This is a genomic window from Streptomyces sp. NPDC093568 (assembly GCF_044764945.1).
Lineage (GTDB): Bacteria > Actinomycetota > Actinomycetes > Streptomycetales > Streptomycetaceae > Streptomyces.
Genome location: NZ_JBIWJD010000008.1, coordinates 89,464 through 115,941, shown reverse-complemented (window position 1 = coordinate 115,941; position 26,478 = coordinate 89,464). Strand labels below are relative to the sequence as shown.

Annotated in this window: 27 protein-coding genes and 2 pseudogenes; 9 read left to right on the top strand and 20 right to left on the bottom strand. The window is 73.8% G+C overall.

The annotated features are described in order from the left end of the window. Positions 1-31: 31 nt before the first annotated feature. The 3 genes and pseudogenes from ACIRD7_RS29645 to ACIRD7_RS29635 form a co-directional block, all read right to left on the bottom strand. Positions 32-229: pseudogene (locus ACIRD7_RS29645) on the bottom strand (FUSC family protein); the annotation flags it as partial. Positions 230-396: 167 nt separating this feature from the next. Beyond that, positions 397-1,371, bottom strand: coding sequence for an endonuclease/exonuclease/phosphatase family protein (locus ACIRD7_RS29640; protein ID WP_403458858.1), 975 nt, complete (start codon positions 1,369-1,371; stop codon positions 397-399). Positions 1,372-1,432: 61 nt separating this feature from the next. Then, complete coding sequence (locus tag ACIRD7_RS29635; protein WP_403458400.1) at positions 1,433-2,245, bottom strand: alpha/beta fold hydrolase; 813 nt, start codon at positions 2,243-2,245, stop codon at positions 1,433-1,435. Positions 2,246-2,321: 76 nt separating this feature from the next. Here ACIRD7_RS29635 and ACIRD7_RS29630 point away from each other — a divergent pair, with 76 nt between their 5' ends. Further along, positions 2,322-3,641, top strand: coding sequence for a PLP-dependent aminotransferase family protein (locus tag ACIRD7_RS29630; RefSeq protein WP_403458398.1), 1,320 nt, complete (start codon positions 2,322-2,324; stop codon positions 3,639-3,641). Here the strand turns inward: ACIRD7_RS29630 and ACIRD7_RS29625 are convergent. Then, positions 3,556-4,473 carry a hypothetical protein gene (locus ACIRD7_RS29625; RefSeq protein ID WP_403458397.1) on the bottom strand — a complete coding sequence of 306 codons (918 nt, stop codon included), beginning with the start codon at positions 4,471-4,473 and terminating at the stop codon, positions 3,556-3,558. The two genes, ACIRD7_RS29630 and ACIRD7_RS29625, sit on opposite strands and share 86 nt — an antisense overlap. Before the next feature lie 192 nt (positions 4,474-4,665). Further along, the gene (locus ACIRD7_RS29620) at positions 4,666-5,118 is read right to left on the bottom strand and encodes a hypothetical protein (RefSeq protein ID WP_403458395.1); all 453 of its coding nucleotides are present in this window, start codon (positions 5,116-5,118) and stop codon (positions 4,666-4,668) included. 143 nt (positions 5,119-5,261) lie between these two features. On the opposite strand from ACIRD7_RS29620, the gene ACIRD7_RS29615 reads away from it, so the two are divergent. Both ACIRD7_RS29615 and ACIRD7_RS29610 read left to right on the top strand, forming a co-directional pair. After that, a complete protein-coding gene (locus tag ACIRD7_RS29615; RefSeq protein WP_403458394.1) occupies positions 5,262-6,479 on the top strand; it encodes a PP2C family protein-serine/threonine phosphatase in 1,218 nt (405 codons plus the stop codon). A gap of 70 nt (positions 6,480-6,549) precedes the next feature. Next, entirely contained in the window at positions 6,550-7,866 is a 1,317-nt protein-coding gene (locus ACIRD7_RS29610) for a hypothetical protein (RefSeq protein WP_403458393.1), read from the top strand. On the opposite strand, the gene ACIRD7_RS29605 is transcribed toward ACIRD7_RS29610, so the two are convergent. After that, complete coding sequence (locus tag ACIRD7_RS29605) at positions 7,856-9,853, bottom strand: Ig-like domain repeat protein (protein ID WP_403458392.1); 1,998 nt, start codon at positions 9,851-9,853, stop codon at positions 7,856-7,858. The two genes, ACIRD7_RS29610 and ACIRD7_RS29605, sit on opposite strands and share 11 nt — an antisense overlap. Before the next feature lie 303 nt (positions 9,854-10,156). On the opposite strand from ACIRD7_RS29605, the gene ACIRD7_RS29600 reads away from it, so the two are divergent. Then, positions 10,157-10,933 carry a hypothetical protein gene (locus ACIRD7_RS29600; RefSeq protein ID WP_403458391.1) on the top strand — a complete coding sequence of 259 codons (777 nt, stop codon included), beginning with the start codon at positions 10,157-10,159 and terminating at the stop codon, positions 10,931-10,933. A gap of 26 nt (positions 10,934-10,959) precedes the next feature. Here ACIRD7_RS29600 and ACIRD7_RS29595 read toward each other — a convergent pair whose 3' ends face one another. From ACIRD7_RS29595 to ACIRD7_RS29575, 5 genes are all read right to left on the bottom strand, one after another. Further along, positions 10,960-11,244 (bottom strand): ribosomal protein L7/L12, encoded by a 285-nt coding sequence (locus tag ACIRD7_RS29595; protein ID WP_403458390.1) that lies wholly within the window; start codon positions 11,242-11,244, stop codon positions 10,960-10,962. Positions 11,245-11,255: 11 nt separating this feature from the next. Beyond that, a complete protein-coding gene (locus tag ACIRD7_RS29590) occupies positions 11,256-12,014 on the bottom strand; it encodes a GAF and ANTAR domain-containing protein (protein ID WP_403458389.1) in 759 nt (252 codons plus the stop codon). Between the two features lie 204 nt (positions 12,015-12,218). After that, positions 12,219-13,025, bottom strand: a complete 807-nt coding sequence (locus ACIRD7_RS29585) for a TIGR03943 family putative permease subunit (protein WP_403458856.1) — start codon at positions 13,023-13,025, stop codon at positions 12,219-12,221. Then, entirely contained in the window at positions 13,022-14,041 is a 1,020-nt protein-coding gene (locus tag ACIRD7_RS29580; RefSeq protein WP_403458388.1) for a permease, read from the bottom strand. Before ACIRD7_RS29580 ends, ACIRD7_RS29585 begins: the two co-directional genes overlap by 4 nt. Before the next feature lie 57 nt (positions 14,042-14,098). Next, complete coding sequence (locus ACIRD7_RS29575; protein ID WP_403458387.1) at positions 14,099-15,448, bottom strand: tetratricopeptide repeat protein; 1,350 nt, start codon at positions 15,446-15,448, stop codon at positions 14,099-14,101. A gap of 108 nt (positions 15,449-15,556) precedes the next feature. Between ACIRD7_RS29575 and ACIRD7_RS29570 the strand changes: the two genes are divergently transcribed. From ACIRD7_RS29570 to ACIRD7_RS29560, 3 genes and pseudogenes are all read left to right on the top strand, one after another. After that, on the top strand, positions 15,557-15,826 hold the full coding sequence (locus tag ACIRD7_RS29570) for a hypothetical protein (RefSeq protein ID WP_403458891.1): 270 nt from the start codon (positions 15,557-15,559) through the stop codon (positions 15,824-15,826). 82 nt (positions 15,827-15,908) lie between these two features. Further along, positions 15,909-17,140, top strand: a pseudogene (thrS, locus tag ACIRD7_RS29565) (threonine--tRNA ligase). A gap of 115 nt (positions 17,141-17,255) precedes the next feature. Then, the gene (locus ACIRD7_RS29560) at positions 17,256-18,227 is read left to right on the top strand and encodes a nucleoside hydrolase (protein WP_403458385.1); all 972 of its coding nucleotides are present in this window, start codon (positions 17,256-17,258) and stop codon (positions 18,225-18,227) included. Positions 18,228-18,325: 98 nt separating this feature from the next. On the opposite strand, the gene ACIRD7_RS29555 is transcribed toward ACIRD7_RS29560, so the two are convergent. After that, complete coding sequence (locus ACIRD7_RS29555; protein ID WP_403458384.1) at positions 18,326-19,258, bottom strand: LAETG motif-containing sortase-dependent surface protein; 933 nt, start codon at positions 19,256-19,258, stop codon at positions 18,326-18,328. 251 nt (positions 19,259-19,509) lie between these two features. Between ACIRD7_RS29555 and ACIRD7_RS29550 the strand changes: the two genes are divergently transcribed. Continuing rightward, a complete protein-coding gene (locus ACIRD7_RS29550; protein ID WP_403458383.1) occupies positions 19,510-21,174 on the top strand; it encodes a glycoside hydrolase family 13 protein in 1,665 nt (554 codons plus the stop codon). Between the two features lie 125 nt (positions 21,175-21,299). Here the strand turns inward: ACIRD7_RS29550 and ACIRD7_RS29545 are convergent, their stop codons facing one another. Both ACIRD7_RS29545 and ACIRD7_RS29540 read right to left on the bottom strand, forming a co-directional pair. Beyond that, positions 21,300-21,653, bottom strand: a complete 354-nt coding sequence (locus tag ACIRD7_RS29545) for a VOC family protein (protein WP_403458382.1) — start codon at positions 21,651-21,653, stop codon at positions 21,300-21,302. 46 nt (positions 21,654-21,699) lie between these two features. Beyond that, entirely contained in the window at positions 21,700-22,158 is a 459-nt protein-coding gene (locus tag ACIRD7_RS29540; protein ID WP_403458381.1) for an FxLYD domain-containing protein, read from the bottom strand. A 176-nt stretch (positions 22,159-22,334) separates the two neighbouring features. Here ACIRD7_RS29540 and ACIRD7_RS29535 point away from each other — a divergent pair, with 176 nt between their 5' ends. Continuing rightward, a complete protein-coding gene (locus tag ACIRD7_RS29535; protein ID WP_403458380.1) occupies positions 22,335-22,883 on the top strand; it encodes a hypothetical protein in 549 nt (182 codons plus the stop codon). Here ACIRD7_RS29535 and ACIRD7_RS29530 read toward each other — a convergent pair. The 6 genes from ACIRD7_RS29530 to ACIRD7_RS29505 all read right to left on the bottom strand — a co-directional run bounded on the left by ACIRD7_RS29530 (position 22,843) and on the right by ACIRD7_RS29505 (position 26,428). Further along, positions 22,843-23,031 carry a hypothetical protein gene (locus tag ACIRD7_RS29530; RefSeq protein WP_403458379.1) on the bottom strand — a complete coding sequence of 63 codons (189 nt, stop codon included), beginning with the start codon at positions 23,029-23,031 and terminating at the stop codon, positions 22,843-22,845. The genes ACIRD7_RS29535 and ACIRD7_RS29530 overlap by 41 nt on opposite strands. A 138-nt stretch (positions 23,032-23,169) precedes the next feature. Next, a complete protein-coding gene (locus ACIRD7_RS29525; RefSeq protein ID WP_403458377.1) occupies positions 23,170-23,538 on the bottom strand; it encodes a DUF6479 family protein in 369 nt (122 codons plus the stop codon). 88 nt (positions 23,539-23,626) lie between these two features. After that, positions 23,627-24,055, bottom strand: a complete 429-nt coding sequence (locus tag ACIRD7_RS29520; RefSeq protein ID WP_403458376.1) for a VOC family protein — start codon at positions 24,053-24,055, stop codon at positions 23,627-23,629. An 80-nt stretch (positions 24,056-24,135) separates the two neighbouring features. Further along, on the bottom strand, positions 24,136-24,942 hold the full coding sequence (locus tag ACIRD7_RS29515) for a class I SAM-dependent methyltransferase (protein WP_403458374.1): 807 nt from the start codon (positions 24,940-24,942) through the stop codon (positions 24,136-24,138). Between the two features lie 320 nt (positions 24,943-25,262). After that, entirely contained in the window at positions 25,263-25,898 is a 636-nt protein-coding gene (locus ACIRD7_RS29510; RefSeq protein ID WP_403458373.1) for a DUF305 domain-containing protein, read from the bottom strand. A 110-nt stretch (positions 25,899-26,008) separates the two neighbouring features. Further along, positions 26,009-26,428 (bottom strand): DUF6153 family protein, encoded by a 420-nt coding sequence (locus ACIRD7_RS29505; RefSeq protein WP_403458371.1) that lies wholly within the window; start codon positions 26,426-26,428, stop codon positions 26,009-26,011. Positions 26,429-26,478 lie beyond the last annotated feature (50 nt).

Here is a 26,478-nt window from a genome sequence, read left to right as displayed (position 1 = left end):
CTTTGGGGGCGCGTCCCCGAGCAGGCCGCCCTCAGTGCGGGGACGCGATGGCGCGGGCCGCCGCCACCTCCTGGCGTACGGGCTCCAGAACGCTGCCCGCGGGGCCGGTCAGATCGGCGCGGACCTCGTAGAGGGTCTCGGCCTCGCGTACGCCCGCCGCCAGTTCCCGGAGCTGGAGGGCGACCTGGGTCACCTCGGCCGCGGACGGTGGGGCCGCACCGTGTTTCACGAGACCGACGGCCGGCGGGAGGGCCATCGCGACGGCGGCGCGGATCAGGGCCGGCCGGTTGAGGGGGGCGGGCTGGGCCCGCAGGTTCCGCACGAGCCAGTCGGGAGGGGTGAGGCCGAGGGGGAGCTCGCGGGGCATGCGGCCCGTTATGGGCAGCCCGGTTCAGCTCATCGGCGCCGGTGGAGGGTGACGTCGGTGACCAGCGCGCGGTGGTCGGTGTCCGCCAGGTCGAGGAAGCGGGCGGTGCGGGCGGAGAAGTCGGCGGAGAGCAGGACGTGGTCGATCTGCGCGCCGAACGTCGGTGTCGTGCGGGCCGGCCAGCTCGGGGTGCGGTGGTGCCCGGCGAGCCGGGCGGCGTCCTGCAGGCCGGTGTCCAGGATGCGGCGGAAGGCGGCGTGGTCCTGGGAGGCGTTGAAGTCCCCGGCGACGACGAGGGGCATGCGGTCGTCCCCGGCGGCGAGGTCCCGCAGCTTCCCGAGTTCGCGGCGCCACAGGTCGACGTGTCCGGGCAGCGGGGGCATGGGGTGCGCGAGCTGGAGCCGTACGGCGTGCCCGCGCACGTCGGCGACGGCGCCGGGCATGGCCATGGTGGCGTCGACGCCGTCGGCCGGGTCGAGCGGGAAGCGGCTGAGGACGAGCGAGCCCCTCGAACCGGCGGCCACCTGGGCCGCGCGGTGCGGATAGTCGGCGCCGAGCGCCTTGCCGAGCGTGGCGTCGCAGGTGTACTCGCACTCCTGGACGAACACGAGGTCCGGCTTCTCCCGGCGGACGGCGGCGACGAGCGCGTCGGTCCCCTGCCCGAACTCGACGTTCGAGGTCAGTACCCGGAAGGAGACCAGCGGGGGCCCGTCCGGCCGGTCGGTCCTGCCGTACGGCTCGATGAACCAGGCCAGCAGCCCGAGCACCACCAGCGCCCACACGACGCCGGGCCACCAGCGTGCGAGCAGGGCGAGCGCCAGCCCGAGGCCGGCGGGCACCAGCAGCCAGGGCAGGAAGGCGAGGAGCTGAGGGAGAGGGGTGACGGCGTCGGTGTCGGCGGCACGGGCGCCGACGACGCCGGTGACGCCGAGCAGGAACAGGGCCGCGAGCCACCGCCCGGCACGATGGCGCCCCCGCCGGGAGTCCTGGTCCGCGCCGTCCAGGAGGCCGTCGCGCTCGGACGTCCTGGAACGCCGGACAGGCTGGTAGGTCACGGCGACGACGTTACGAGGTGCGGTCCGTCCTCGCCAGGAACTCCCGCAACGCGGCGTTGAACTCCGCCGGCCGCTCCAGGTTCGGCATGTGTGCCGCGCCCTCGATGACCCGCAGGGTCGAGTCGGGGATCGCCGCGTGCATCGCCTCCGCGTCGGAGACGGGCGTGTAGGCGTCGTCGGCGCCGACGACGACCAGGGCGGGGACGGTGACGCGGGTCAGCAGGGCGCGGTAGTCGGGGCGCCTGGCGCGGCCCCGCAGGGCCGCCGCGGCGCCCTCGGGCGGAGTCGCCGTCATCATCCGGTGGACGTGGGCCTTGACCTCGGGGGCCGCGTACGGCGCGACCATCTTCTCCAGCACCTCGTCGGCGTATCCGCGCATGCCCTCGCGCAGCAGCCGGTCCGCCATGGCCTCCCGGGCCCGCCTGCCCTCCTCGCTCTCCGCGGCCGGGAAGGTGTCCGCGAGGACCAGGCCCCGGACGCGCTCGGGGAAGCGGGCGTAGCACTCCATGACGATCTGGCCGCCCATCGACAGGCCCGCCAGCACGCACGTCTCCACCTTCAGGTCGTCCAGCAGGCTCTCGATGTCGTCGGCGAAGGCGGACAGCGGGGTGATGCCGGGGACGACCGGGGAGGCGCCGTAGCCGCGCAGGTCGGGGGCGACGACCCGGCGGGTGGCGGAGAACGCCTCGGTCTGCGGGGCCCACATGGTGCGGTCGAAGGGGTGGCCGTGCACGAGGACGAGAGGGACGAGGGGCACGAGCGGGACGCCCTGAACCGAAGCGTTATCGGCGCCTTTGTCCTCGTATGCGAGAAAGGGGCTCATGGGGACGACCCTAGGTCTCGCCAACTCCTCGGTGCAATAAAATCTTTGCCCTCGGTGCAATGTCAGGAGGACCCTCGTGCACGACTTCCGGCGCATCGCCGACCGCATCGCCGACGAGATCACCGCCGGACGGCTGAAGCCGGGCCAACGGCTGCCCCCGCAGCGGGTGTTCGCGCGGCGGCGCGGGATCGCCGGGTCCACGGCGGGGCGGGTCTACGCCGAACTCGTGCGGCGCGGACTGGTCGTCGGCGAGGTAGGCCGCGGGACCTTCGTGCGGGCCGCTCCCGCGGGCACCGCGCGGGCCCTCGTCGAGGCCGCGACCGAGGCCCCGGTGAACCTGGAGCTCAACTATCCCTGCGTGCCGGGCCAGTCGGCGCTGCTCGCCCCGGCCCTCGCCCCGCTCCGGCGCCCCGACGTCCTGACCGAGGCGCTGCGTCCGGCCGCCGCCACCGGCACCCCCGCGGCCCGCCGGGCGGTGGCCGGCCTGCTCTCCGCCCCGGGCCAAGTACCCGCCCCCGACCGGATCGTCTTCGCCGGCAACGCCCGCCAGGCCGTCGCCGCCACCCTCGCCTCCCTGGTCCGGCCGGGCGGCCGGGTCGGCGTCGAGGCGCTGACCTACCCCGTGGTCAAGGAGATCGCGGCCCGGCTCGGAATCACCCTGGTGCCGCTGGCCACCGACGAGGAGGGCCCGCGCCCGGAGGCCGTCACCGCGGCCCACCGCACCGCTCCGCTGGCCGCGCTGTACCTCCAGCCGACCCTGCACAACCCGACCTCGGTCACGACGAGCCCCGAGCGCCGGCGCCTGCTCGCGCGCACCGTGCTCGACCTGGACATCCCCGTCGTCGAGGACCGCATCTGGTCCTTCCTGACCGACGACGAGCCCTTCGCCGTCCTCGCCCCCGGCCTCACCCATGTCGTCGACGGCCTGTCCAAGCGCGTCGCGCCCGGACTCACCGTCGGATTCGTCGTCGTCCCCGAGGGGCGGCTGGACGCGGTGGCGGCGGCCGTGCGGTCCGGGGGGTGGAGCGCGCAGTCGTTCGCGCTGGAGGCGGCCGTGCGGTGGATCGAGGACGGGACGGTGGCGCGGCTGGTCGCGGCGAAGCGGGCGGACGCGGAGCTGCGGCAGCGGATCGCCGGCGAGGAGCTGCGCGGGTTCGCCGTACGGTCCGACCCGCGGGCCTGTTACGCCTGGTGGGAACTGCCCGCGCCGTGGCGCGCCGACACCTTCACGGCCGCCGCGGCCGCCCACGGCATCGCGGTGACACCCGGCCCCGCCTTCGCCGTGGCTCCCCACCACACCCCGGACGCCGTCAGACTCGGGCTCGCGTCGGCTCCCGAGCCGGATCTGCGGCGCGCTCTGCGGACGCTCGCCGGTGTCGTGCGAGGAAGTGCGTGAGCCGGCAGAGCAGGGCCACCGTCAGGCCGAGGACGACCAGGAGCCAGGACACCGTGCGCAGGGTGTGCGTCAGCGCGTCGTAGATCGCGCCCGCGGCCGGACGGTGGGCCGCCTCCGGCACGTCGGACACGGTGAGCTTGCGGCCAACCGCGACCGCCAGGGCGAGGAAAGCGCCGCCGAGGGCCGTGCCCAGCGCGGTCGCGGTGAGCGCGCGGCGGCGGCACGCGGCGACGGCGATGCCGGCCGCGGCGAGGACGGCGGCCGAGACGGGCAGCCAGAAACCGGCGACCTCGATCACGTCGTACCCCTTCCTGAGCCGGCCAAGTTCGTCGGCCGGGAGCACGGGGACCGCGGTGTGCTCGACCGGGATGTGGTGCGCGAACGGCACGTGGTCGTCGGTGAGCCGGCGCTTGACCTGGGCGGTGACCGGCGCCAGATCGACGGTGACGGTGCGCTCGCGCCCGTCCTGAAGGGCCCTCAGCACGGCGTCGTGGACCGCCCTGTTGCCCGCGTCCCACGCGGTGTGGAACGCCTCGGTCCGGGTGAAGGAGTGCACCGCGTCGTCCACGAAGGGGCGCACGCTGTCGGGCGGCGGCGCCACCGGTGAGGCCTCCAGCAGGCGGTCCACCTCATGCGTGATCCCGGCGCCCACGGTGTCCGCGACCGCGCCCTGCACCGCCGGATCCGCCGCCAGCGGCGCCATCGTGGCGACGTATCTGCCGGTGTCGGCCAGCGCGTACGTCACCCAGGCCGCCAGCGCGCCGAACGGCACGAGGAGGCACGACAGGGCGATCAGCGCTGCCGACAGGGCGTTCCGCACACGGGTGGACACCCCTTCAGACAAGGCTCACCAGGGCGGACGTGCCAGCGGGACGCCTGCATACGGCCGCACGGCACCGCTCTCCGGTGGAGGGTTCACCCGAACGGGTGTCTCATGGATCGGGGGAGCGAGAAGGCCGGGTTCGTGGGTGGATGAAGGGGAAACGGGTCGGCGCGGCCAGCCGCCGCGCCGACCCGTTCACTCTCAGCCGAGCCGGTGGCCCTGGGCGTCCTCGTGCGTGTAGTAGCGGTAGAACATCACGGCGAAGCAGACCGCGCCGACCGCGAGCCCCATCAGCGAGGACCTGAGGACGGAGGCGTCGGTCTGGCTGTACAGGAAGCCGAACGCGCCGCCCGTGAAGGCCGCCCACACCACGGCGTGCAGCTCGCGCCGCATGTGCGGGGCGAGGGCGCGGACGCCGACGTAGAGGATGATGAACGCGATCGTCGTGACGAAGCCGAAGAGCAGGTTCCAGCCGGTGATCTCGCCGCCCGCCCGCCGGTTCGCCGCGGCCCAGTAGCCGTAGACCAGCCCGAGGACGACCGGTACGGCCACGCTCGCGACGCGGTGCGTGCGCGCGCTGAACACATCGGGCAGGCCGGTCCTCGTGGCCGTCCCCGAGACCCGGCGGCCGGGTGCGGGTGCCGCATGAGCCATGAGAGCACTCCTCTCTCCTCGCCCCCGCCCTCCAGAGCACACCTGGGGCGGGCGGCAGGCAAGTCGACGCCTGCGCGGGCCCCCGTGGCAGGGGGCCGGGTACCCGGATGCGGCGCGCTGAACGTCGTGCTTGTCTGAGGCGCATGAGGGCCGTCAGCGACGGTGCAACCGGCCTCAAGGGCGATGCGCGCCGGCAGGAGCTGCTGAGCGTGCGGGGCCGCAGCGTCGCCTGGCTGGCGCCCCTGCTGCTGCTCGTCGCGATCGTGGCCGTCGACTTCCGCACCAGCAGCGACTTCCGGATCCTGTCCTGGATGGTGCTGGTGCCCGGTATCGCCGCCGCGATCTGCGGGGTGTGGTGGACGGCCGTGTACGCGGTGCTCGCGCCCACCACCTACGTCGCCGCGGACGCAGTCCTGCCGCACGAGTACCAGGCGGGAATGCCCGACCTCGTCCTGGCCGGCATCGGCGGTGTCCTCGCCACCGCGGCCTGTGTGGTCCGGGTGCGCGGCGAGCGGCGCATGGTGCACATCCAGGACGTCGCCGCCACCATCCGCCGTACCGTGCTGCGCCCGCTGCCGCCGGGCTGGGGCGGCCTGGAGCACGCGGCCGTCTATCTCGCCGCCGACAGCGAGGCCAGGGTCGGCGGCGACTTCTACGACATCCAGATCGGCCTGCACGGCACCCGCGTCGTCCTCGGCGACGTCCAGGGCAAGGGGCTGGGCGCGGTGGAGGCGGCGGCCGCGCTGCTCGGCACGTTCCGCGAGGCGGGGTACCACGAGCCGGACCTGGAGACGGTCGCGTCCCGCATGGAGGAGCGTCTGCAGCGGCACAGCCTCATGCGCGTGGCCCTCGGCCGGGAGGACGGCGACCGGTTCGCCACCGCCGTCCTGCTCGGCTTCCCCGAGACGGACCCGGACGTCGTGGACGCCGTGGTGCTCGGCCACGACCCCCCGCTCGTCGTCGGCCCCCACGGCGTACGGCCGCTGCCGCCCGCCCACGGTCTCCCGCTCGGCATGGGCGAACTCGACCCCGAGGACGGGCCGGCGCCGGTGCTGAGGGCGCCGCTGCGTCCCGGCGAGACCCTGCTGCTGACCACGGACGGAGTGACCGAGGCCCGGGACGGCGCCGGCGACTTCTATCCGCTGGCCGCCGACGTCGCCGCGGCCCTCGCCGCCGACCCGGGCCTCGCCCGGCCCCGCCGGCTGGTCGCCTTCGTACGGGAGCGCACGCTGCGGCACAGCGGAGGGCATCTCGCCGACGACACCACGGTGTTCGCGGTACGGCGCACGCCCGGACCCGGACCGGGCGGCCCGGGCGGAGATGTGGGGAATGGGGATAGAAGCGGACGTTTGCAGGCCTGAGATCCCCCCTTTGCACCCGCAGCGGTTACGGTGCTGCCGTACGTGATCGACGGGGGATGGGGAGGGACCGATGCCCGGAACCGTGCTGCTGCTCGCCGCCTCACCGGCGGGCAAGGGCTGTCTGGTGGACGCCGCCTCCGTGCTTCCCGTCCTCGCCGCCGTGCCGCCCCCGGTGCTCGCGGGCACCGACACCGCGAACGTCGTCGAACTCGCCGACCCCCTGGAGCCGCAGGCCGTCCTGACCCGGCTGCGCGCCGCCGCGGCCGCCCCGGGACCGCTCACGGTCTTCGTCACCGGCCAGCTCCAGCTGGACCGCCGCCAGCACCTGCCCCATCTCGCGCTGGCCCGCTCGACGCCGGCGAGCGTCCGATACACCGGCTTCCCCTGGCACTGGTTCCGGGAGGAACTGCGCCTGCGCACCCCGGACTCGACCTCCCTCGTCGTCGATCTGCACGCCGACGCGGAGAGCTGGGAGTGGCTGCTCGCCCACCCTCTCGACTCGGGCCGCGGCAGTGCGGTGTACGGCCGCATCGCCCCGCCGCCGAACCGCCGTGCGGTGGCGGGCCCGGCGTACATGAAGGCGGTGGCGACCCTGCTGCGCAGCGGTCACCGCCCGCCCCTGGACCAGCTCCATCAGCAGGCGCTGGCCCGTATCTCACCGGAGAGCGGCGTGGGCACGGACATCGTGCTGACGGCGCAGGCGCCCGCGCAGGCGATCGTGCCCGGCCACCGCCCCGGTCCCGGGCGGGCCCCGGTGCCGAGCGACCGCCCCGGTCCGGTGCCGGCCCCGGTGCCGAGCGACCGCCCCGGTCCCGCGCCGGCCCCGATGCCGAGCCACCGCCCCGGTCCCGGGCGGGCCCCGGTGCCGAGCCCCGACCCGGGCTGCCTGCCCAGCGCCCCGCCGACCCTCGTGCTGACCCCCGTGGCGAGCCCGCCGCCCCGCCCCGCCCAGAAGCCCGCCCCCGTCGAGCCGCACGCCGCGATCACCGCCGCCGTGCAGGCCGGGCAGCACGACGACGCGGACGCGCTGGCCGCGCGGGAGGAGCACGGTGCCATGCGGGCGCACGGGCCCGCCTCGTCCGAGGCGCTGCACTGGAGCGAGGTGCGGGCCGACCTCGCGATGCTGGCCGGGGACCCGGTGCGCAGCTGCCGGACCTGGCTGACGGTCGCCTCGGCCCGGCTCGGCGCGGGGCAGGCCCCGGACAGCCCGGCGGTGGAGGACGCGGTCGACCGCGCCCACCACCAGTGGGGTCAGATCCGCGACGCGGAGCCGGCGCGCGAACTGGGCTCCGCTCTCGCGGAGTTGCGGAGCAGGGTTCCGGGGCGCCGCAGGGGCGCCCTGGAGAACGTGCACCGCAGACTGCGGGAGTTGCAGGTCAGCGGGTGAACGTGAAGTACTTCCACGCCCCGTACGTCGTCGCGTTGACATTGTCGCCCGACGCCGTGTCGATGTAGGACGAGCGGATCCGGAAGCGGACGCCCGTCGGCGGGTTGTCGTCGAGCAGGACGGAGTCCTTGCCGTACTGGTCGAGACCGAAGTACTCCGAGGCGGTCGTGTGCCAGGCACCGCTGTAGAACTGCTGGATCTGGAACTGGTACTTGCGGCCCGAGTACATCGTCATCGCCGTGTTGTAGACCGGGTCCTTGGACTGGCGGAAGTAGTAGTACTTCTCGTTCCAGGCGGTGGCCGTCTTGTAGGCGCCGTTCAGCGAGGACGAGACGCTCACCTTGGTGTAGACGGTGTTGGTCGTCGTCTTCGCCGCGTACCGCGTGTCACCGGTGAACTTGGCGCTGATCTTGGCGTCCCGGGTCAGGCGGACCGTCGCCGTCAGATTGCCGTTCGAGTCGACCGTGCCCTTCTTGACCAGGGCGTTGGGCTTGTCGGAGCCGTAGGGGTCGGCCCAGATCTCCACCGTGCGGTTCTTGTAGGTGGTGCCCAGGTGCGCGGTGAAGGTGACGCTGCTGTTGTAGCCGTACACCTTGAGGTTGTTGTTCAGCGTCAGCGTGGTCGCGGACTTGGCGACCGTCACCGAACCGGTCGCGGTGGCGCCCGCGTGGTCCGCGTCGCCGGCGTACGTGACGGTGTACGTCACCTTGCCGCCGGCCTGCGGGGTGTCCGCGAAGGAGTACGAGCCGTCGGCCGCGACCGTCGCCGTGCCCAGCGTCCTGCCCGCGGGGGACTCGTCGTCGGTCCGGGTGACGGAGACCTTGGTGCCGGCCGGGAACGCGGCCGGGGAGGTCAGCGTGCCGGTGAGGGTGAGGGGCTTGGCGCGGGGCGCTGTCGCGGGGACGTTCGCCGTGAGGGTGACAGGGGTCTTGGTCGGGGCGTCGAAGACGCGCAGCGAGTACGCGTCGCTGTTGTTCACCGACACCGCGAACAGCTTGCTCTCGTCCGGCGCCCACGCCAGGCCGCGTGCGGCGAGGGTGTCCGAGCCGCTGCTGCTGCCGGTGTTGGGGAAGTCGTACTGCTTCAGCGGGGTCGACACGCCCTGCTTGAAGACGTGCACGTCCGGGTCGTACCAGGAGCTGGTGCCCGCCGCGACGTCGCCGTTCGGGGCGATGTCCACCGCGTTCGGGTAGGTGTTGGTGACGTACTTGCCGTCCGCCGACAGGTCGGACAGCTTGTAGACCGCCTGGTAGTACGGGGCGCCGCTGGCGGTGACGACATCCTTGCCGTCGGGCGTGACCGCGAGGTCGGCGAGGTTGCCGCCGCCGGTGTTCCCCGGGTCGAAGGCGTACGCGGTGCGGCTCGCGGTGCCCGCCGAGACGTCGTACACGGCGAGGACGACCGGGCTCTGACCCGGCGCGCCCGCGACCAGGGTGCCCGGCGCGCCCGCGGAGGCGTCCAGGATCGGGGCGTCGTAGAAGGTGCGGCCGGTGTCCTGGCCGAGGGCGAGGACCGGGTCGGTGCCGCTCAGGTCGAGCGAGCCGATGTTGCCGTCGCCGCCGGAGCCGTAGCTGAACCAGAGCTTGCCGCCGGTGAGGGCCACGTACTTGGGTGCGGCCATGCCCGTGGACCAGCGGTGGGCCTCGGTCGCGGTCACGGTGTCGATGGCCACGATCGCGTCGGCGTCGCCCACCGCCGCGTAGACGGTGCCCGAGTCGGGGGAGAGCTCCAGGCCGCGGACACCGGGCAGCGAGCCGACGGTGCCGACGACGGCGCCGGCGTAGTCCGTGACGACGACCTGGCCGGCGGTCGGGTCGCTGATGAAGACCCGCTGGTGGGCCCCGTCGACGACGACGTCGCCGGTCGACTTCAGGGGCAGGGTGGTGCTGGAGTCGGCGGCCGCCGACCCGGCGCCGGTCGCGACCAGGGCGACCGAGCCGAAGAGGACCGCGAGTGCCGTCGCGGCCGGGAGAGTGCGTCTGCGCACGGTTTTTCGAACCCCCCGGAACGAAAAAGAGAGAGGGGCGGACGCGGCAGGAAAGGGGGCACGCGTCTCGCCGTAAGTGATCGAAGGGTAGGTCATGGCACTGACAGCCCGGTCAAAGGGGCCGTAAGAGACGGGTGAGAACGCGTGGCCGTGGGACACGCCGGGCCGGGACCCGGAACGCGCCGACCTGATCGGCCGTCACCCGTCCGGCCCGGCGCGCTGGTGGAGGTGCTGACGGGGTGGTGCCTTAGGAGGACGTGCCGATCTTGACCGCGTCCCCGACAGCAGCGCAGGAGGCCCGCGATGCCCCTTTCCCCGGCCCGTGCCGTCATCGTCGCGGCGCTCTCGGCAGGTGCCCTGCTGAGCGCGCCCGCCTGCTCCGTCGTCGGGCCGGACGGCGCGGTCCGCGCCGGGCGCGCCCCGGTCTCCCCCGGCACCGCCACCGGGCCGCGTTCGCCCGCGGCCGCCCCGACGCTGACCGAGGTCCAGGCGCACGCCGCCCTGATCACCGAGGCCGACCTCGGTGAACCCTGGGTGCCCACCGAGGGGTTCGCCACCTGGCGGGAGACCATGCTCAAGGCGAGCGCCAAGTCGCCCGAGTGCCGCCGGCTGCTCGACGCCCTCTACGAGGAGGACCTGTTCGGGCCGGACGCGAGCACCCGCGCGTCGATCGGGCTGGACGACGAGTGGGACGGGGCCCAGCTGCGCTACCAGATCGTGGCCCACCGGCCCGAGGAGGTGGACCGGAGGCTGGCGTGGCTCGGTGCCATGCCGGACGGGTGCGGCCGGTTCACCGCGACCGCGCGCGGCGGGCGGATGGCCGTGGAGGTCACGGAGAGCGAACTGCCCGAGGTCGGGGACGCCCGGCAGGGCCTGCGGATCGTCCTCACCGGCCTCTCCGAGTACGGCGACGCGCCCACCCTCACCCTCGACGTCGCCGCCGTCCGCGTCGGCGACGACACGATCACCGTCACCAACGGCGGACTCGGCGAGGTACCGGCCGAGGCCACCTGGACGGCCGTCGAACTGGGCGCGCACCGCCTGGAAGAGGTCAGGAAGCAGGGCCGCCAGTCGGTGTGACCGACGGGCCGGTCAGGCCCCTCCGGTCATGCCCCCGCGGCCATGGCCTCGACGGCGTCCTTGGCCTCCTTCAGGTCCGCCCCGGTGATCTCGCGGTAGACCTTGATGGCCTGGATCTTCTTGTCGTCCCGCAGCAGCGCGACGACCTCCGCCATCCGGGGGTCGTCCACCCGCAGCCCCAAGTGGTCGATGATCAGGTCGAGTTTGCGCTCGACCCGGGCGACGCGCCGGGCCGTGCGGGAGACCCGGCTGTCGATGGTGAAGACGACGACGAGCGCGACCAGGGCGAGGAAGAGACCTATGGAATCCATGGGCGACGATCCTACGGGCGGGTGTCATGCTCCTGGTCGAAGCGCAGCCGGTGGGCCACCACGTCCCCGGCCACGTCGAGCGCGGTACGCCCCTGCGCGAACGCGTGCGCCCGCAGCCGGGCCAGCGCCTCGTCCGTGCCGACGCCCAGCTGGGCCATGATCATGCCGGTGGCCTGGTACACCTGGTCGTGGTCGGAGGCCAGACCGTTCAGCCACCCCTCGTCGCCGGGGTCGCCCGTCTCCTCCGCGTGCGGCAGCTCCATCAGGGCGACGGTCATCAGCCCGGCCACCAGCCGGGCCGTGCGCAGGTCCCGGTCGGTGAGGTCGCCGGGCCGGTCGCGGTACAGATCGAGGGTGCCCACGCACACCGCCTCGCTGCCGAGCGGCACCGAGTACACCGCGCGTACCCCGGCGGCCGTCGCCTCCTGGGCGAAGACCGGCCAGCGCAGGACGTCCTGCCCGCCCGTCAGGTCGCGGGCGAAAACCGGGGTGCCGCTCTCCGCGGCCGACTGGCAGGGACCGTCGCCCAACGTGGCCTGGATCTCGGTCACGAAGGCGGCCTGCGCGCTGCTCGCGCCGAGCTGGACGGGCAGGCCCTCGCTGTGCAGCGACACGCTCGCGCCGGACACCGGCAGCAACTCCACGGCGACCTCGCACAGCCGCGCCGGGATCTCGCCGGGCGCGGCACCGCGGACGCCTTCGGCGAGTGCGTCGGCGGCACCCGCCCGTTCCCGTCCGGGCTCACCGAGATGATCGTCTCTGGGCTGCACGGCAGCCTCCTCAATCCTCCTCGTCCTGGGCGTGACCGGCCTGGTCCGGGGCCCGGTGGCCACTCACAACCCGCCCCGAACGACGCCCGACTACCCATGGCCCGCCCGGCGAAACCCGCTCGTCAGGGTGGCTGCGGAGCCGCTGGGCCGTGTCCGCGAAGTCCCGCCTGCGCCGGGCGGACGACGCGACTTTGCGGACTCGGCCTAGAGCTTCTCGTACGGATTCGCCGGCTGCGCGATCCGCCGCACCGACCCGGCGTCCAGTACGGGCGGCCAGGATCCGTCCGTGCCGGGCTTCCCCTCGGGGTGCCAGCCTCCCGTGACGGTGACCCAGGTGTCGACGGGCGGGGCGTCCGCGCCGCGGACTTCGACCTTGCCGGTGGCGGCGTCGGCGGCGCAGCAGGCGATGAGGAGGCGGGTGACGTACCAGGTGCCGTCGTCGTCCCGGGTGACGAAGCCGGTCAGCCGGACGCTGCGGCCCGACAGCGACCGCCCGCTGTCGTAGACCGCCCGCGAGCTGAACTCGGCGAGCGTCAGCTCCACCGGGTTCCCGGCCGGCAGCGCGGGAAAGTGCCCGATGCCCTGCGCCGCGCGTTGCGCCGCCTCGCGCTCGGCGCTGTAGGAGCCGAGGGCCGGGGGCGGGAAGAGGAGGAGGGCGAGGGCGGGGAGGGTGAGGAGCCAGGCGACGCGGGGGCTATGGTGACCGCCGTGCTGATCGTGGGTGTGGGAATCGTCGCCGTACTCGTCGTGCTCACCGTGCTCGCGTTGCTGATCGCGGCCGGAGTGTTCGCCGTGCTCTGCGTGCTCGCCCTGCTCGGCGTGCGGGTCCTGTTCCGGTCGCCCGACAAGCGCCGCGGCCACCGCCAGCAGCACCAGCAGGAACCCGGACACCACCAGGTATGGCCGTAGTCCCGCCTGCACGTACCGCAGATACAGCTCGCTGAACAGCGAGATCCGCAGGACCGCCGCGCCCGTCAGGAGCAGCAGAACCGCCGGTCCGTACCGCCTCACAGCAGCCACCACCCCACCAGCACGCTGCTCACCACGGCCACCACCCAGGTCGCGGACGAGAACCGCACGGCGAAGGACCGCCCGAAGGTGCCCGCCTGGAGGGCGATCAGCTTCAGGTCCACCATCGGGCCGACCACCAAGAACGCCAGCCGGGCCGTCGGCGAGAAGCCGCTCAGCGAGGCGGCGACGAAGGCGTCCGCCTCGCTGCACACGCACAGCACCACCGCGAGCAGCGCCAGGAGCAGCACCGACAGCCAGGGCGAGCCGGTGAACAGGTCGAGCACCGAGCGGGGCACGGCGATGTTGAAGGTCGCCGCGGCCGCCGCGCCGAGCACGAGGAAGCCGCCCGCGTGCAGGAAGTCGTGCTGCAGCCCGGCGGTGAAGGCACGCGGGCCGAAGGCGGAAGGTCCGGTGTGCCGCCCCGGCATCCGCAGCCACTCCGCGCGGCCGAACCGGGCCCACAGCCAGCCCATCACCACGGCCGTCGCCAGCGAGGCGACCAGCCGGCCGAGGACCATCTCCGGCTGCCCGGGGAAGGCGACGGACGTGGCCACCAGGACGACCGGGTTGATGGCCGGTGCGGACAGGAGGAAGGCGAGCGCGGCGGCCGGGGCCACCCCGCGCCGCATCAGGCTCCCGGCCACCGGCACGGACGCGCACTCGCACCCCGGCAGGACGACCCCTGCGGCCCCCGCCACGGGCACCGCGAGGGCCTGGTTGCGCGGCAGCAGGCGGCTGAAGACCCGCTCCGGCACGAAGGCCCCGATCGCCGCCGACACGACGGTGCCGAGCAGCAGGAACGGCACGCCCTGCACCGCGATGGCCGTGAACACGGTCCACCACGCGGCGACGGGCGGGGTGTAGAGGTCGAGCGCCAGCATCGGGCCCAGGACCGAGGCGACGGTGGCGATGGTGAGGAGGGCGGCACCGCCGAGCACGGCGTACACGAGCGCGCGTACGACGAGCCGCAGCCCGTCGACCGCGGTCCGCTGGTTGTCCACCGTGCCCGTCCCCACCTGTCCGATTCCTCGGCGAAGGCTAACCGGTGGGAGCTGTGGACCGCCTTGGGTTCCTCACAGAGGGGGCTGTGCGGGCGCCGGACCGAGGGTGGTGGTGCCGGGAGCCGTGCGGTGGCCCAGGCCCGTGCGGTACGCGTCCAGCGCGGCCTCCACCCGGCCGGTACGGCGCAGCAGGTCGCCGAGGAGGCGGCACAGGTCGGCCAGGTCACCGGCCGCGCCCGCGCGCTCCAGCAGGCTCAGGGCGCGGACGTAGTGCTCCTCGGCGGTCTCGGTGTCGCGGGCGTCCTCGGCGATGATGCCGAGGAGGCGGTGCGCGGCGGCGGAGTGCAGGGCGCCGCGCTCGGGGCTGAGGTCGCTGAGCACCCCGCGGAGCAGGTCGGAGGCCTCCTGCGACTTGCCGCGCCGGTGCAGTACGTCGGCGAGTTCGACGGCGACCTGGCTGGTGTACAGCGCGGCGCGCCCCGCGGTGAGCATGGCCTGTGCCTCGCGCAGCTCGGCCTCGGCACGCTCCAGGTCGCCGTTCTGGGCGTAGACGTAGCCGCGCATCCAGTGGCAGTTGGCGAGTTCGGTACGGATCTGGAGCCGCCGGTACAGCTCGGCGGCCTTGGCGAGCGAGGCGTCGGCCTCGGCGACCCGGCCCTCGGCGATCAGGGTGCGTGCGACGGACCGGTGCATCCGCGCGACCAGCGCCGGGTCGCCGGCCTGCGGGGCGAGCGCGAGGGCGAACTCGGCGGCCTGGGCGGCGCGGGCGTGGGCGCCCATGTCCATGTAGGGGCCGATGACGCTGGCGTAGAGCAGCAGGAGGGCGTCGGGGTCGTGCAGCCCGCCGCGGTTCAGCTCGTCGAGGGTGGATTCGAGGAGGTAGACGGCGTACCGCAGCTCTCCGGCGAGATAGTGGGACACGGCCCGGCCGCGCAGGGCCGGGACCCGGGCGGTCAGCGGCGCGCCGGCCTCCGTGAGCACCTGCTCGGCCTGCTCGAAGTTGCGCCGGGCGGAGTCGAGTTCACCCGCGTCGATCCCGCACTCGCCGAGCCCGAGCAGGGCCGCGGCCCGCTCCTCGGGGAACCCGTGCGCCTGTGCCTCCGCGAGCAGCGCGGCGTACTGCTCTCCGGCGGCCTCGGCGTCGCCGGTCGCCAGGACCCGCTGGGCCTCGGTCAGCCGCAGCCGCAGATCCGTGACGAGATGCGCGGGCCGCCCGGTGGCCAGCTCCTCGAAGGCGACGCCCAGCCGCTCGGCGATGTGCCTGAGCGCCTCGTCGGAGGCACGGACCCGGCCCGCCTCCAGCGTGGAGATGTACGCGGGGGTGTACGCCGGTTCCGCCAACTGCCGCTGCGTCAGCCCCCGGTCGGCCCGCAGCTGCTGAACTCTTCGCCCGATGGTCCCGGGATCATCGCGGTCCGACATCGCTCAACTCCCCCAACTACCCCTGTGCCCCTTGCCGTTCGAGCCCGGCCGCCCCTAGGTTAAACCGTGTATTAAACCTGGTTAACCCCTGGCTGTTGCGAGGTCGCCGTGCAGGAACGCACCAGCACCACCGAGCGCTACACCCGAGGCGTGGCGGCCGCGCTGGTCGCCGTGGCGACGCTGATCCTGGCGGCCAACGCGGGGCCGGCCCGGGCGGCGGTTCCGCACGGCCCGAGCGCCGAGTGCGCTCGGCACCTGGCGGTGTCCGGCCCGGAGCAAATCACCGCGACATCCCTGCCCACCCCCTGTTACGGTCCAGGCATGCAGCGCGCCAACCCGTCTCTCACGACGACGCCGGACCCCGTCCCGGCGCGCTGACACCTGAGCGAATTTCCAAGCCCCGGGGCGAGTGCCCCGGGGCTTTGTCGTGGGCGCCCGTCCCTCATCCGGAGGAGCAGCCATGCACGACCACCGCCGCCTCGGCCGCGAGCTCGGCCTCTTCGACACCGACCCCCTGATGGGCGCCGGGCTGCCGTACTGGCTGCCCGACGGCGCCGCCTTGAGGCACGTACTGGAGGAGTACATCCGGGAGGCGGAGCGCGAGGCCGGCTATCGGCACGTGTACTCGCCCGTGCTGGGCAAACGCGAGCTGTACGAGATCTCCGGGCACTGGGACCACTACAGCGACGACATGTTCCCGCCGATGGAACTGGGCGGGGGCGAACAGGTCGTGCTGCGGCCGAGTCTGTGCCCGCACCACGCCCTGATCTACCGCTCCCGCTCCCACAGCTATCGCGAACTGCCCTTCCGGATGGCCGAGCTGGGCGGCATGTACCGCTCGGAGCTGTCCGGTGTGCTCGGCGGCCTCACCCGGGTGAGAGCCATCCAGCTCACGCCCATGTCTTCTGCACCCCCGACCAGGCCGTGGACGAGGCCGCCGCCGCCCTGGAACTCATCCGCCGCGCTTACGCCGATCTGGGGATCCGGGCCGTCCGCCACCGTCTCTCCCTCCCTGGTGAGGGCGGCAAGTACGTCGCCGACCCCGAGCTGTGGAGGCGGGCCACCGTCCTGCTGCGGGAGGTTCTCGACAGCTCCGGCATCGCCTACGAGGCCGTCGAGGGCGAGGCCGCGTTCTACGGCCCCAAGATCGACGTCCAGATCGCCGACCCGGCGGGCCGCGAGGCGACCCTGTCCACCGTCCAGATCGACTTCCACCAGCCCGAACGCTTCGACCTGCACTACATCGGGCCCGACGGTGCGAGGCACCGCCCCGTCATGGTCCACCGCAGCGTCATCGGCAGCGTGGAGCGGGCCGTCGCCCACCTGATCGAGGAGCACGGCGGCGCCTTCCCGGCCTGGCTGGCCCCCGTGCAGCTGCTGATCCTCCCCGTCGCGCAGGGGCAGGCCGGGCACGCGGAGAAAATTCTTCGCCGGGCCCGCCGAATGGGTCTGCGCGCGGAAGTCGCCGGCCCCGAGTACGGCACCCTGGGCGCCCGTGTCCGCGCGGCACGCCTGGTGCCGTACCAGGCGGTCATCGGGGAGCGGGAGGCGGCGGACGGCGATCTCGTGGCCGTACGGCTGCGGGACGGGCGCAGGCCCGGGGCGGTGCCGGCCGGGGAACTGCTCGCCAGGATCGCCGCCCGGGTCGCGGCGCGAGGTGGGGAGCTGTGGGAGGACCCCGACGCCGCATGACGCCGCGCGCACGAAGCCGTGCGGCGACGCCATACGGCGACGCACTCCACCTGAAACACACCGTAAGGTCGCTCACGCACAGCCGCCACCGCACCCGTGAGAGGGGAGCTCCGCCGTGCCGAAGGACGGCCCGCCCATACCGGTGATCATCGACTGCGACACCGGCGTAGACGACGCGCTGGCCCTGCTCCTCGCCGTACGCCATCCGGGGCTCGACCTGCGCGCGGTGACCTGTGTGGCCGGGAACACGGACGTGGACGGCGTCGTGCGCAACACCCTGACCGTCCTGGAGCAGGCCGGCGCCCCCGGGACACCCGTCGCCCGGGGCGCCGGACGCCCGCTGATCGAGCCCCCGCGGGCGGCACGGCACGTGCACGGCGACGACGGCATGGGGGACATCGGCCTGCCCGCCCCGACGCGCGCCCCGGTCGACGTGGACGCGGTGACCCTGCTGCGGCGCGAGATCCTCGCCTCCCCGCGCCCGGTCACCCTGATCCCGACGGCGCCCCTCACCAACATCGCCCTGCTGCTGCGCACCCACCCCGAGGTGACCGCCAACATCGAGCGGATCGTCTTCATGGGCGGCGCGGTTGCCTGCGGAAACGCCACGCCGGTCGCGGAGTTCAACGTGTGGCACGACCCGGAGGCCGCCGCGATCCTGCTCACCGCGGGGGTGCCGATCACCATGTACGGCCTGGACGTCTTCCAGCGGGTCGTGGTGCCCGGCGCGGACGTACGGCGCCTGCGCGCGAGCACGGAACCCGGCACCCGGCTCGCGGGCGAACTCCTCGCGCACCGCCCGGCCGCCCCGGACGTCACCACCGACCCCGAGGCCGGCGGCATCGGCGACGCGGGCGCGGTCTGCGCGGTCGTGGACCCGGCCGGCATCACCACCCGCCTGCTGCCCGTCGAGGTCTCCCTCGCCCCCGGCCCGACCCGGGGCCAGACGATCGTCGACCGCCGCCGCCGTCCCGGCGAGTCCGAGATCCACGCCGGCCCGCGCGAACAGCATCTGGTGGACGTGGCGTTGGACGTCGACGTGGACCACTTCGTGAGGCTGTACCTGACGACGGTGGAGCGGCCCTAGGCCGGACACGACCCAGCCGCGCACGCCGACCGAATGCCGCGCACCACGACCAGGGGCCCGGGGTGACCAGCACCCCGGGCCCCTTCGTCGGCCTCGGCTCAGGAACGTGCCGTACGGCGCCGCTTCGACGCCACGACGAACGCCGCGCCGCCCGCGACCAGGACGACCGCGCCGATCGCGATCGGGCCGGTCGCGCTGCTGCCGCCCGTCTGGGCGAGGTCGCCGCCGCCGTTCGGGGAGGGCGCCGGGGCGGACGTCGACTCGGAGGGCTGCGGAGTCGGGGTCTCGGTCGACGGGGTCTCGGAGGCCGGCGGGGTCGTCTCCTCGGCCGGGGTCGAGGGCTCGTCGGTCGCCGGCTCCGAGGGCTCGGCCGGCGGCGTGGTCGGCGGCTCCTCGGTGGCCGGCGGCTCGGACGTGCAGTCCTTCGTGCCGCCGTTCCAGGCCGCGATCAGCTTGTCCTTGATGACCGGGCGGTCCGGACCCTTGGGCAGGTCGCCGTGCTCGAAGCCGTCGTTCGCGTCCGGCTTGCCGTCGAACTTCACGGCACCGCGGTACAGGTCGATCTGCGCGAAGCAGCCCGCGTCGGGGACGGCGATGTCGAGGGTGTCGGTCGCGCCCGGCTTCACCGTGACCGTGTCGAAGTCGACGAAGACCTGCTCGCCGGAGGTCGCGAAGGTCGCCCCGTGGGCGAGGTAGGAGGCGAGCGAGGCGGTGCAGGTCGTGGCGTCGGCGGCGGCGCGGACCGTGACATGGACCTTGCCGTCGTCGGTGACCTTCAGGTTCTGGTCGTCGACCTTGACCGAGTCGTAGAAGTTCGTGCCGTCCAGCGAGAACTGGCAGCGGTCGGTGGCGGTCTCCGTGCCGGCGCCGGTACCGGGCTGGTAGGCGCCGCCGGACTTCCAGCCGTCGCCGCCGGGCGTGCCGTTGGCCCAGGCGCCGGAGGCGGAGGCGACGGTGGCCGCGCAGAGGGCGAGCGACGCGGCGCCCGCCCCCAGCAGGCGCCGTGCGATGACACGTCTCGCTATGGACATGCGTATCCCATCGTGGGGTGAGTGGTCGAAGCAGAAACACTGGGCTCATTGGTCGCATGCGCCACAGAGTGAGCACATCGTCGGGGGACCGGGGAAACGCTGTCAACCTGCGTAAACGCAAGGGAAGTTCAAAAGGCAATCACAATTTCGTCACGCGGGGAACGATCCGCTCCGCTCTTCGCGGTGTTCGCTTTTCCGGCCAAGTGGACAGAGTTCTCACTGTCGCCCGTTCGCACTCACGAGGAGATCGCGTGACCGTCCGCACCACCACGCCCGACCTCTCGTCCAGCAACCCCGACTGGTGGCGCCAGGCCGTCATCTACCAGGTCTACCCCCGCAGTTTCGCCGACGCCGACGGTGACGGGCTCGGCGACCTCAAGGGCGTCGCCCAGCGCCTGCACCACCTCGCCGGCCTCGGCGTGGACGCCCTCTGGCTCAGCCCCTTCTACCCCTCCGAACTGGCCGACGGCGGCTACGACGTCGCCGACTACCGCGACGTCGACCCGCGCCTGGGCACCCTCGACGACTTCGACGCCATGGTCGCCGAGGCCCACCGCCTCGGCCTGAAGGTGATCGTCGACCTGGTCCCCAACCACACCTCCCACCAGCACGTCTGGTTCCAGGAGGCGCTGCGCTCCGGCCCCGGCTCCGCCGCCCGCGACCGCTACGTCTTCCGCGACGGCCGCGGCCCGCACGGCGAACTCCCGCCCAGCGACTGGCAGTCCGTGTTCGGCGGCAGCGCCTGGCGCCGGGTCCCCGACGGGCAGTGGTACCTGCACCTGTTCACCCCGCAGCAGCCCGACCTGAACTGGGCGAACGACGAGGTCCGCGCCGACTTCCGCACCACTCTGAGGTTCTGGTCCGACCGCGGCGTCGACGGCTTCCGCGTCGACGTGGCCCACGCGCTCGCCAAGGACCTCGGCGAGCCGCTGCGCGACTTGGGCGCCCCCGACCTGAGCCACGAGGACGCGCTCACCGCCTTCCCGCCGGGCACCCACCCCTTCTACGACCGCGACGAGGTCCACGAGATCTACCGCGACTGGCGCAAGATCTTCGACGCCTACCGCCCGCCCCGCATGGCCGTCGCCGAGGCCTGGGTGAACCCGAGCGCCCGCCGCGCCCTGTACGCCCGCCCGGACGAACTCGGCCAGGCGTTCAACTTCGAGTATCTCCAGGCGGGTTGGGACGCGGGGGAGCTGAGGCAGGTCATCACCGACTCCCTCGCCACGGCCCGCGCGGCAGGAGCCTCCGCCACCTGGGTGCTGTCCAACCACGACGTGGTACGCCACACCTCCCGCCTGATGCTCCCGCCCGGCACCGACGACAACGCCTGGCTGCTGTCCGGCGGCCACGCCCCGGCCGTCGACGAGCCGGCGGGCCTGCGCCGCGCCCGCGCCGCGACCCTCCTGATGCTGGCGCTGCCCGGTTCGTCGTACGTCTACCAGGGCGAGGAACTCGGCCTGCCCGAGGTCGCCGACTTGCCCGCCGAGGTGCTCCAGGACCCGATCTGGGAGCAGACGGGACGGGTGCGCAAGGGCCGCGACGGCTGCCGGGTGCCGCTGCCGTGGACGACGACCGGGCCGTCGTACGGCTTCGGCGCGGGCGGTTCCTGGCTGCCGCAGCCGTCGGGCTTCGGGGCGTACGCCGTCGAGGCGCAGGACGGGGTGGAGGGTTCGACCCTGGAGCTCTACCGCCGCGCCCTGCGCCTGCGCCGCAAGCTGCTCCACGGCGAGGAGCTGGAGTGGGCGCCCGGCGCCGCGGCCGGGGTGCTGGACTTCGCGCGGCACGACGGCTGGCGCTGCGTGGCCAACCTGTCCGGTACGGCCGTGGAGTTGCCGCCGGGCGAGGTGCTGATCACGAGCGCGCCGCTCGAGGGCGGGCTGCTCGGCCCGGACACGACGGCCTGGCTGGCGTAGGCCGGGCGCGTCTCACGGATTCAGGGTGACCTGCGGTTCGCCCGCGGCCGGAGGGGGCGGTCCGTGCGGCCGAACGCGGGTGCCGGCCGCCGGAGCGGCCGGAACAATCGCCGGCGGGGTGGCGGTCAGGCGGGCTGCCACAGCTCGATCCGGTTGCCCTCGGGGTCGGTGACCCAGCCGAACCGCCCGACGCCCGCCATGTCCTGCGTCTCCTCGGCCACGTCGGCGCCCCTGGCCCGCAGTTGCGCGAGCATCGCGTCCAGGTCGCGGACCCGGAAGTTGAGCATGGTCCGCTGGGCGCGGGAGCCGAAGTAGTCGGTCCCGGACTCGAACGTCGCGAACGCCGTGGGTCCGCTCTCCTGCCGCCACAGGCCGTTCTCGTCGGCGTCCAGGCCCAGGCAGTCGCGGTACCAGGCGCTCAGGCCCGCCGGGTCGGCGGCCCGCAGGAAGTACCCACCGATTCCCAGCACACGTTCCATGCCGCCATCGTGCCAGGGCGCGGACCGCCGGGCTCGCGCGCGGTCGTCAGTAGCGCACGGCCCGCGCCACCTCCGCCCGCACGTCCCCGCTGAGGTCGCGGGTGCTGCGTGCGGTGGCCCTGCCCGACTTGTCCGCCGCCACGTCCGACACCGTCACCACCGTGGCGTCGAGGAGGTTGCCGTTCTCGTCCTGGAAGTTGACCTGGACGGCGAAGGACCTGGTCGCGTCGCTCTCGTTGTCCGCCGTGACCTCGACCGTCGCACGGCCGTCGGAGTCGGTCGTGGGGTCGCCCAGCTTCACGTCGTCCTTGACGTCGATGCCGCCCTTGATCTCGTCCAGCTGGCGGCCCGCCTCCGCCGTGGCCGATGCGTAGGCCGACGCCGCCTTGCTGGCCACCGAGGAAGGGGTGTCGTCGTCCGAGCAGGAGGTGAGGGCGGTGACGGTCAGGGCGGCGGTGGTCAGGAGGGCGGTGGTGGTCGTCCACCGGGTGCGGGGACCGGGCATGGGGACTCCAAAGGGTGGGATCCGGTCTCCCCAGTGAAGTTCGCGCCGCCCGCGACCGCATTCCGGGCGTCACCCGATCGGCCCGCTCCCCGTGGTGGGCGTCCCCGGGCCGCCCCATCGTCGTACCGACCGCATAACCCGATCGCGCCACGCGCGAGAAGTGGGGTACGGCAGCCATGAGTCAGCAGCAGTCGCAGCCTCAGCCGCATGCGAGCGATGCCGCCCACAGCCCTCCTGGGTCACCGGCGTCCGGAACACCCGGCATCTCCCGGTCCGCGTGGACCTCCCGCGAGGCGGAGACCACCTCCGAGACCACCTCCGACTGGGGGCCGGGGGCCCTCCTCTTCGCCGGGGTGCTCCTCCTGGTGAACGGGCTGCTGGCCATCTTCCAGGGCATCTCCGCCATCGCCGAGGACGACGTCTACGCCAGCGTCGGCCACTACGTCTTCGAGGCCAACCTCACGGCGTGGGGCTGGATCCTGCTCGCCATCGGCGTGGTCGCCGTCGGCGTCGGCTACGGCGTCCTCCAGGGCGCCTGGTGGGCCAGGATCACGGGCATCTTCCTGGCGTCCCTGAGCATGGTCGCCCACTTCCTGTTCCTGCCGTACACGCCGGTCTGGTCGGTGGTCATGGTGGGGATCGACTTCTTCGTGATCCTCGCACTGGCCATGGCACCGGACCCGGCTAGCGCTTCAGGGCGCGGTAACGCCTCAGCAGCTCGCTGATCCGGCCCGGGTCCTTGCGGCCGTTCAGCTCGGTCAGCAGGTCGTCGGGGCACAGCTCGTAGAGCTCGCCCCAGAAGCGTCGGCCGTGGTTGTCCCAGATGCGGTAGCCACCGGGCACGCCCCTGGCGACGTAACGGCGTCTGCTCAATCGGCCCCCCAGCCGCCCACCGGTCCGCCCGTTCCGCGCGTTCCGTCCGGAGACGGACACCCTCGGTCCGCCCGGACAGGGTGGCATCCGGTGGCCGGCCCCGTCGCCCGTATTTCCGGCGGGGCCGGCCACCGCCGCTCAGGCGTGCCCGATGCCGCCCCCGCCGAAGGAGCCGCTCTTGCCGGGCAGCCAGCGTTTGCGGTGCTGGTCCTCGCTGCGCCTGCTGCCCGCGTGGTGCAGCTCGTGCGGCAGGAGGCGCTCGCGCCCTGTCGAGTGCGGGACCTCGTCCGGCTCCCGCACTTCCCGTTCCTCATGGACCGGGCCGGTGTCGGGCAGGTGCGGATGCTCGTCGGCGTGGGGCCGTGGCAGTTCCCGGTCCCGGACCCGCATGCCGAACTGCACCGCCCAGATCAGACCGCCGGCGATGACCATTCCACCCACGAAGGCGGCGATCACGTTGAGTACTTCGCTCGACGTGGCCGCTAGTTCAAGCGCTGTCGTACTCATGCCCCAATTATCACCGAAACGGGCGAATAAGCTCCCGTAGGAACGAGCGGTTCCGGCGGGCCCCACGCTGACGGGGGTCTACGCGCGTCTACGCGGTTTCCTCCCCCAGCTCCGTGAACAGCGTCAGCTGGAGGGCGCCGGGGGCTTCGAGGCGGGCGTTGAGGGAGTTCCAGGGCGTGCGGGTGGGCTCCGCCAGGACCTCGGCCCCGGCCTGCGCGAGCCGTGCCGTGGTGGCCGTGGAGTCGTCCACCTGGAAGGCGACCCTGATGTGCCCCGCCACCCGCCGGCCGACCTCCACCTCGTCGATGAACTCCGCGTGGTTCGGATCGGTCAGCTCCAGAGTGGCCCGCCCGGCCTCCAGGATGGTGACCCGGCCGTCGGGGGAGGAGAACGCGGCGCGTTCCGGGAGGCCGAGCACGTCCCGGTAGAAGCGCAGCGCCTCGTCGTAGTCGGGCGCCGTGACCACCAGGCGGAGCTCGTGGACGCGGGCGGGGGGTTCGGCCGGTGCGTGGGACATGACGTACTCCTCTTCGACGGTCTCGACGGCTCAACCCGCGCGCCCGGCACGGTGATTCCCGCCCGCGGGGTCCGCTGCCCTCACGGCCGTACCCCTCGCACCGCCCAGGCCAGTGCCGTCAGCGGGACGGAACCGTCCGGCGCGGTGGGGACCGCCGCGCGCAGGGCCGTCCGCAGGCGGTCGCGGGCGGCCGGGGCGAGGGAGGCGACGTAGCCCGGCGCGGGGCCCTGGCCGGCGAGGAAGGGCTCCCACAGGTCGGCGAAGTCCGCGAAGACCGTCGGCACTTCGATCGGGGCCGTCGAGACGTCGGTGAGTCCCGCGTCGGTCCACAGCCTGTGGAGGGGTTCCGGGCGGCAGTCCGGGAAGCGGCGGCCCTCGTCCAGCGCGGCGGCGGCCGGGTCGGTGTCGGCGGCGGCGGTCCAGAAGTGGTGCAGCAGGCCCATGCCGGTGCCGTACTCCCAGACGTACGCCGCGACGAGCCCGCCGGGACGCACGGCTCGCGCCAACTCCCGCACCGCGAGCGCCGGTTCGGGCACGAAGTTCAGCGTCAGGCCGCTGACCGCCACGTCGAACACGCCGTCGCGGACGGGCAGGGCCAGGGCGTCCGCGACGACGAAGCGCGGCGCACCCGAGGCCGTGGCCGTGGCACGGGCCGCCGCGCCGACGAAGCCCTCGGAGCGGTCGCACCCCACCACCTCGCGGGGGTGGCACCGCGACGCGACCAGCGCCGACAGCACCCCCGTGCCGCACCCCACGTCCAGCCAGCGCAGCCCGCGCGGGCGGTCGAGCCGGGTCAGGAACTCGCGGGCGACGACCCGGCTCCAGCGGCCCATGTAGCGCTCGTAGGCGGCCGCGGACGCCCACACGTCGAATCGCCCCTCTGCCATGGACCCAACGATCCTCCGCGGCACCGCCGTACGAAACCTCCGTAGGCCGCACAGGCGACCAAAGACGCACCGCCGGCGACGATCGGCCGACGCGCGGCGCCCCACCGCCCCTCGACCATGGACGGGTCCGGCGAACGGGAGGAGCGGGAACATGGCGGACCTGCGGGTCGGGGCGGTCGTGTCGGCGATGGCGGTGGCGCTGTCCGGTGGCTCCTGGGCGGCGGCCGCACCCCCGGCGGTCGTACCGGCGAGGGTTGGGGCTGAGGCTGAGGTGAGAAGCGGGTGGCGGCCCCGGGCGCGGGCCGCCACCCGCCTCAGCGTCAGCCGCCGGTCTTGCCGAGCAGCTTGTTCATCTCCTCGATCTCGGCGGTCTGGGCGGTGACGACGGCGTCGGCGAGCTTCGTCGCCGGGCCGTACCGCCCCTTCGCCTTCTCGGTGCCGGCCATCTCGACGGCGCCCTCGTGGTGTTCGACCATCAGGGTGAGGAACAGGGTGTCGAAGGCCTTGCCGGACGCCTTCGACAGCTCGTCCATGTCCTTGTCGTCCATCATCCCGGCCATCCCGGAGCCGGCGGAGTGACCCCCGCCGTGGTCCATGCCGGGGGCGGACGACGGGACGTCCTCACCCCAGGCCTCCAGCCACCCCGACATGGTCCGGATCTCCGGGTCCTGGGCCTTCTGGATCCGCGCGGCGAGGTCCTTCACCTCGGCGGAGGAGGCCCGTCCGGCGGCCATCTCCGCCATCTGCACCGCCTGCCGGTGGTGCGGGATCATGCCCTGCGCGAAGGAGACGTCCTGGTCGTTGTGGGCGCCGGCGTCGCTCGCGGCGGACGAGGCGGGGGTGTCGGCGGCGGCGTCGGTGCCGCCGTCGCCGCCGCACGCGGCAAGGACGAGGGCGGCGGTCACGGCCGTCGCGGCCAGGGCGGCGCGGCGGACGAGGGTACGTGAACTGGTCATGCGGAGAACTCCTGCGGTGTACGTGAACTGCCGCGCCCTCGAAGGGGCGTGGCACGGGCATGGCTGAGCGCCGTACGCCCCGGCGACGGGGGGAACGGCTCGGCCTTGTCCTAGGTCCGCAGGATCTGCAGTTCGGCGAGTGAGGGAGGGGCCCGCCCGCCGTCCGGCGCCGTGGCCGGGGAACGGGGGGCGAGGGCGCCGGTGATGCCGGTCCCGGCCGGGTCGGGCAGCAGGGCCGGGAGCACGGGACCGGAACCGACGGCTCCGGAGGCGCAGGTCGGGTCGGCGTGCTGGGCGTGCCCGCCGCCCGTGTCGCCGCCGTGGCAGACGGACTCGTCGGCCGGGTCCGGCGTATGGGCGGCGTTCATCGCACGCGCGTGGGAGTGGTGGGACGCGCCCATGACCACGTCACCCGACGCGAGCGCGTGCATCCCGAACAGTCCGGCGAACAGCCCGAGCAGCAGAAGCAGGCGCCACGGTCCCGGGATCGGGAGCCGCGGCGCACGGGAGTGCTGTGAGCGGGCTGTCACGCCCTCATCGTACGGATGCGACGGGCAACCGGTTCACCGGGCCACGGGCG

What these genes read in the sequence shown, in the direction of transcription:
- ACIRD7_RS29635 (WP_403458400.1), bottom strand. Translation starts at nt 2,245, where the DNA reads ATGAGCCCCTTTCTCGCATACGAGGACAAAGGCGCCGATAACGCTTCG.
- ACIRD7_RS29620 (WP_403458395.1), bottom strand. Translation starts at nt 5,118, where the DNA reads ATGGCTCATGCGGCACCCGCACCCGGCCGCCGGGTCTCGGGGACGGCC.
- ACIRD7_RS29615 (WP_403458394.1), top strand. Translation starts at nt 5,262, where the DNA reads ATGAGGGCCGTCAGCGACGGTGCAACCGGCCTCAAGGGCGATGCGCGC.
- ACIRD7_RS29610 (WP_403458393.1), top strand. Translation starts at nt 6,550, where the DNA reads ATGCCCGGAACCGTGCTGCTGCTCGCCGCCTCACCGGCGGGCAAGGGC.
- ACIRD7_RS29600 (WP_403458391.1), top strand. Translation starts at nt 10,157, where the DNA reads ATGCCCCTTTCCCCGGCCCGTGCCGTCATCGTCGCGGCGCTCTCGGCA.
- ACIRD7_RS29595 (WP_403458390.1), bottom strand. Translation starts at nt 11,244, where the DNA reads ATGGATTCCATAGGTCTCTTCCTCGCCCTGGTCGCGCTCGTCGTCGTC.
- ACIRD7_RS29575 (WP_403458387.1), bottom strand. Translation starts at nt 15,448, where the DNA reads ATGTCGGACCGCGATGATCCCGGGACCATCGGGCGAAGAGTTCAGCAG.
- ACIRD7_RS29555 (WP_403458384.1), bottom strand. Translation starts at nt 19,258, where the DNA reads ATGTCCATAGCGAGACGTGTCATCGCACGGCGCCTGCTGGGGGCGGGC.
- ACIRD7_RS29545 (WP_403458382.1), bottom strand. Translation starts at nt 21,653, where the DNA reads ATGGAACGTGTGCTGGGAATCGGTGGGTACTTCCTGCGGGCCGCCGAC.
- ACIRD7_RS29540 (WP_403458381.1), bottom strand. Translation starts at nt 22,158, where the DNA reads ATGCCCGGTCCCCGCACCCGGTGGACGACCACCACCGCCCTCCTGACC.
- ACIRD7_RS29535 (WP_403458380.1), top strand. Translation starts at nt 22,335, where the DNA reads ATGAGTCAGCAGCAGTCGCAGCCTCAGCCGCATGCGAGCGATGCCGCC.
- ACIRD7_RS29525 (WP_403458377.1), bottom strand. Translation starts at nt 23,538, where the DNA reads ATGAGTACGACAGCGCTTGAACTAGCGGCCACGTCGAGCGAAGTACTC.
- ACIRD7_RS29520 (WP_403458376.1), bottom strand. Translation starts at nt 24,055, where the DNA reads ATGTCCCACGCACCGGCCGAACCCCCCGCCCGCGTCCACGAGCTCCGC.
- ACIRD7_RS29515 (WP_403458374.1), bottom strand. Translation starts at nt 24,942, where the DNA reads ATGGCAGAGGGGCGATTCGACGTGTGGGCGTCCGCGGCCGCCTACGAG.
- ACIRD7_RS29510 (WP_403458373.1), bottom strand. Translation starts at nt 25,898, where the DNA reads ATGACCAGTTCACGTACCCTCGTCCGCCGCGCCGCCCTGGCCGCGACG.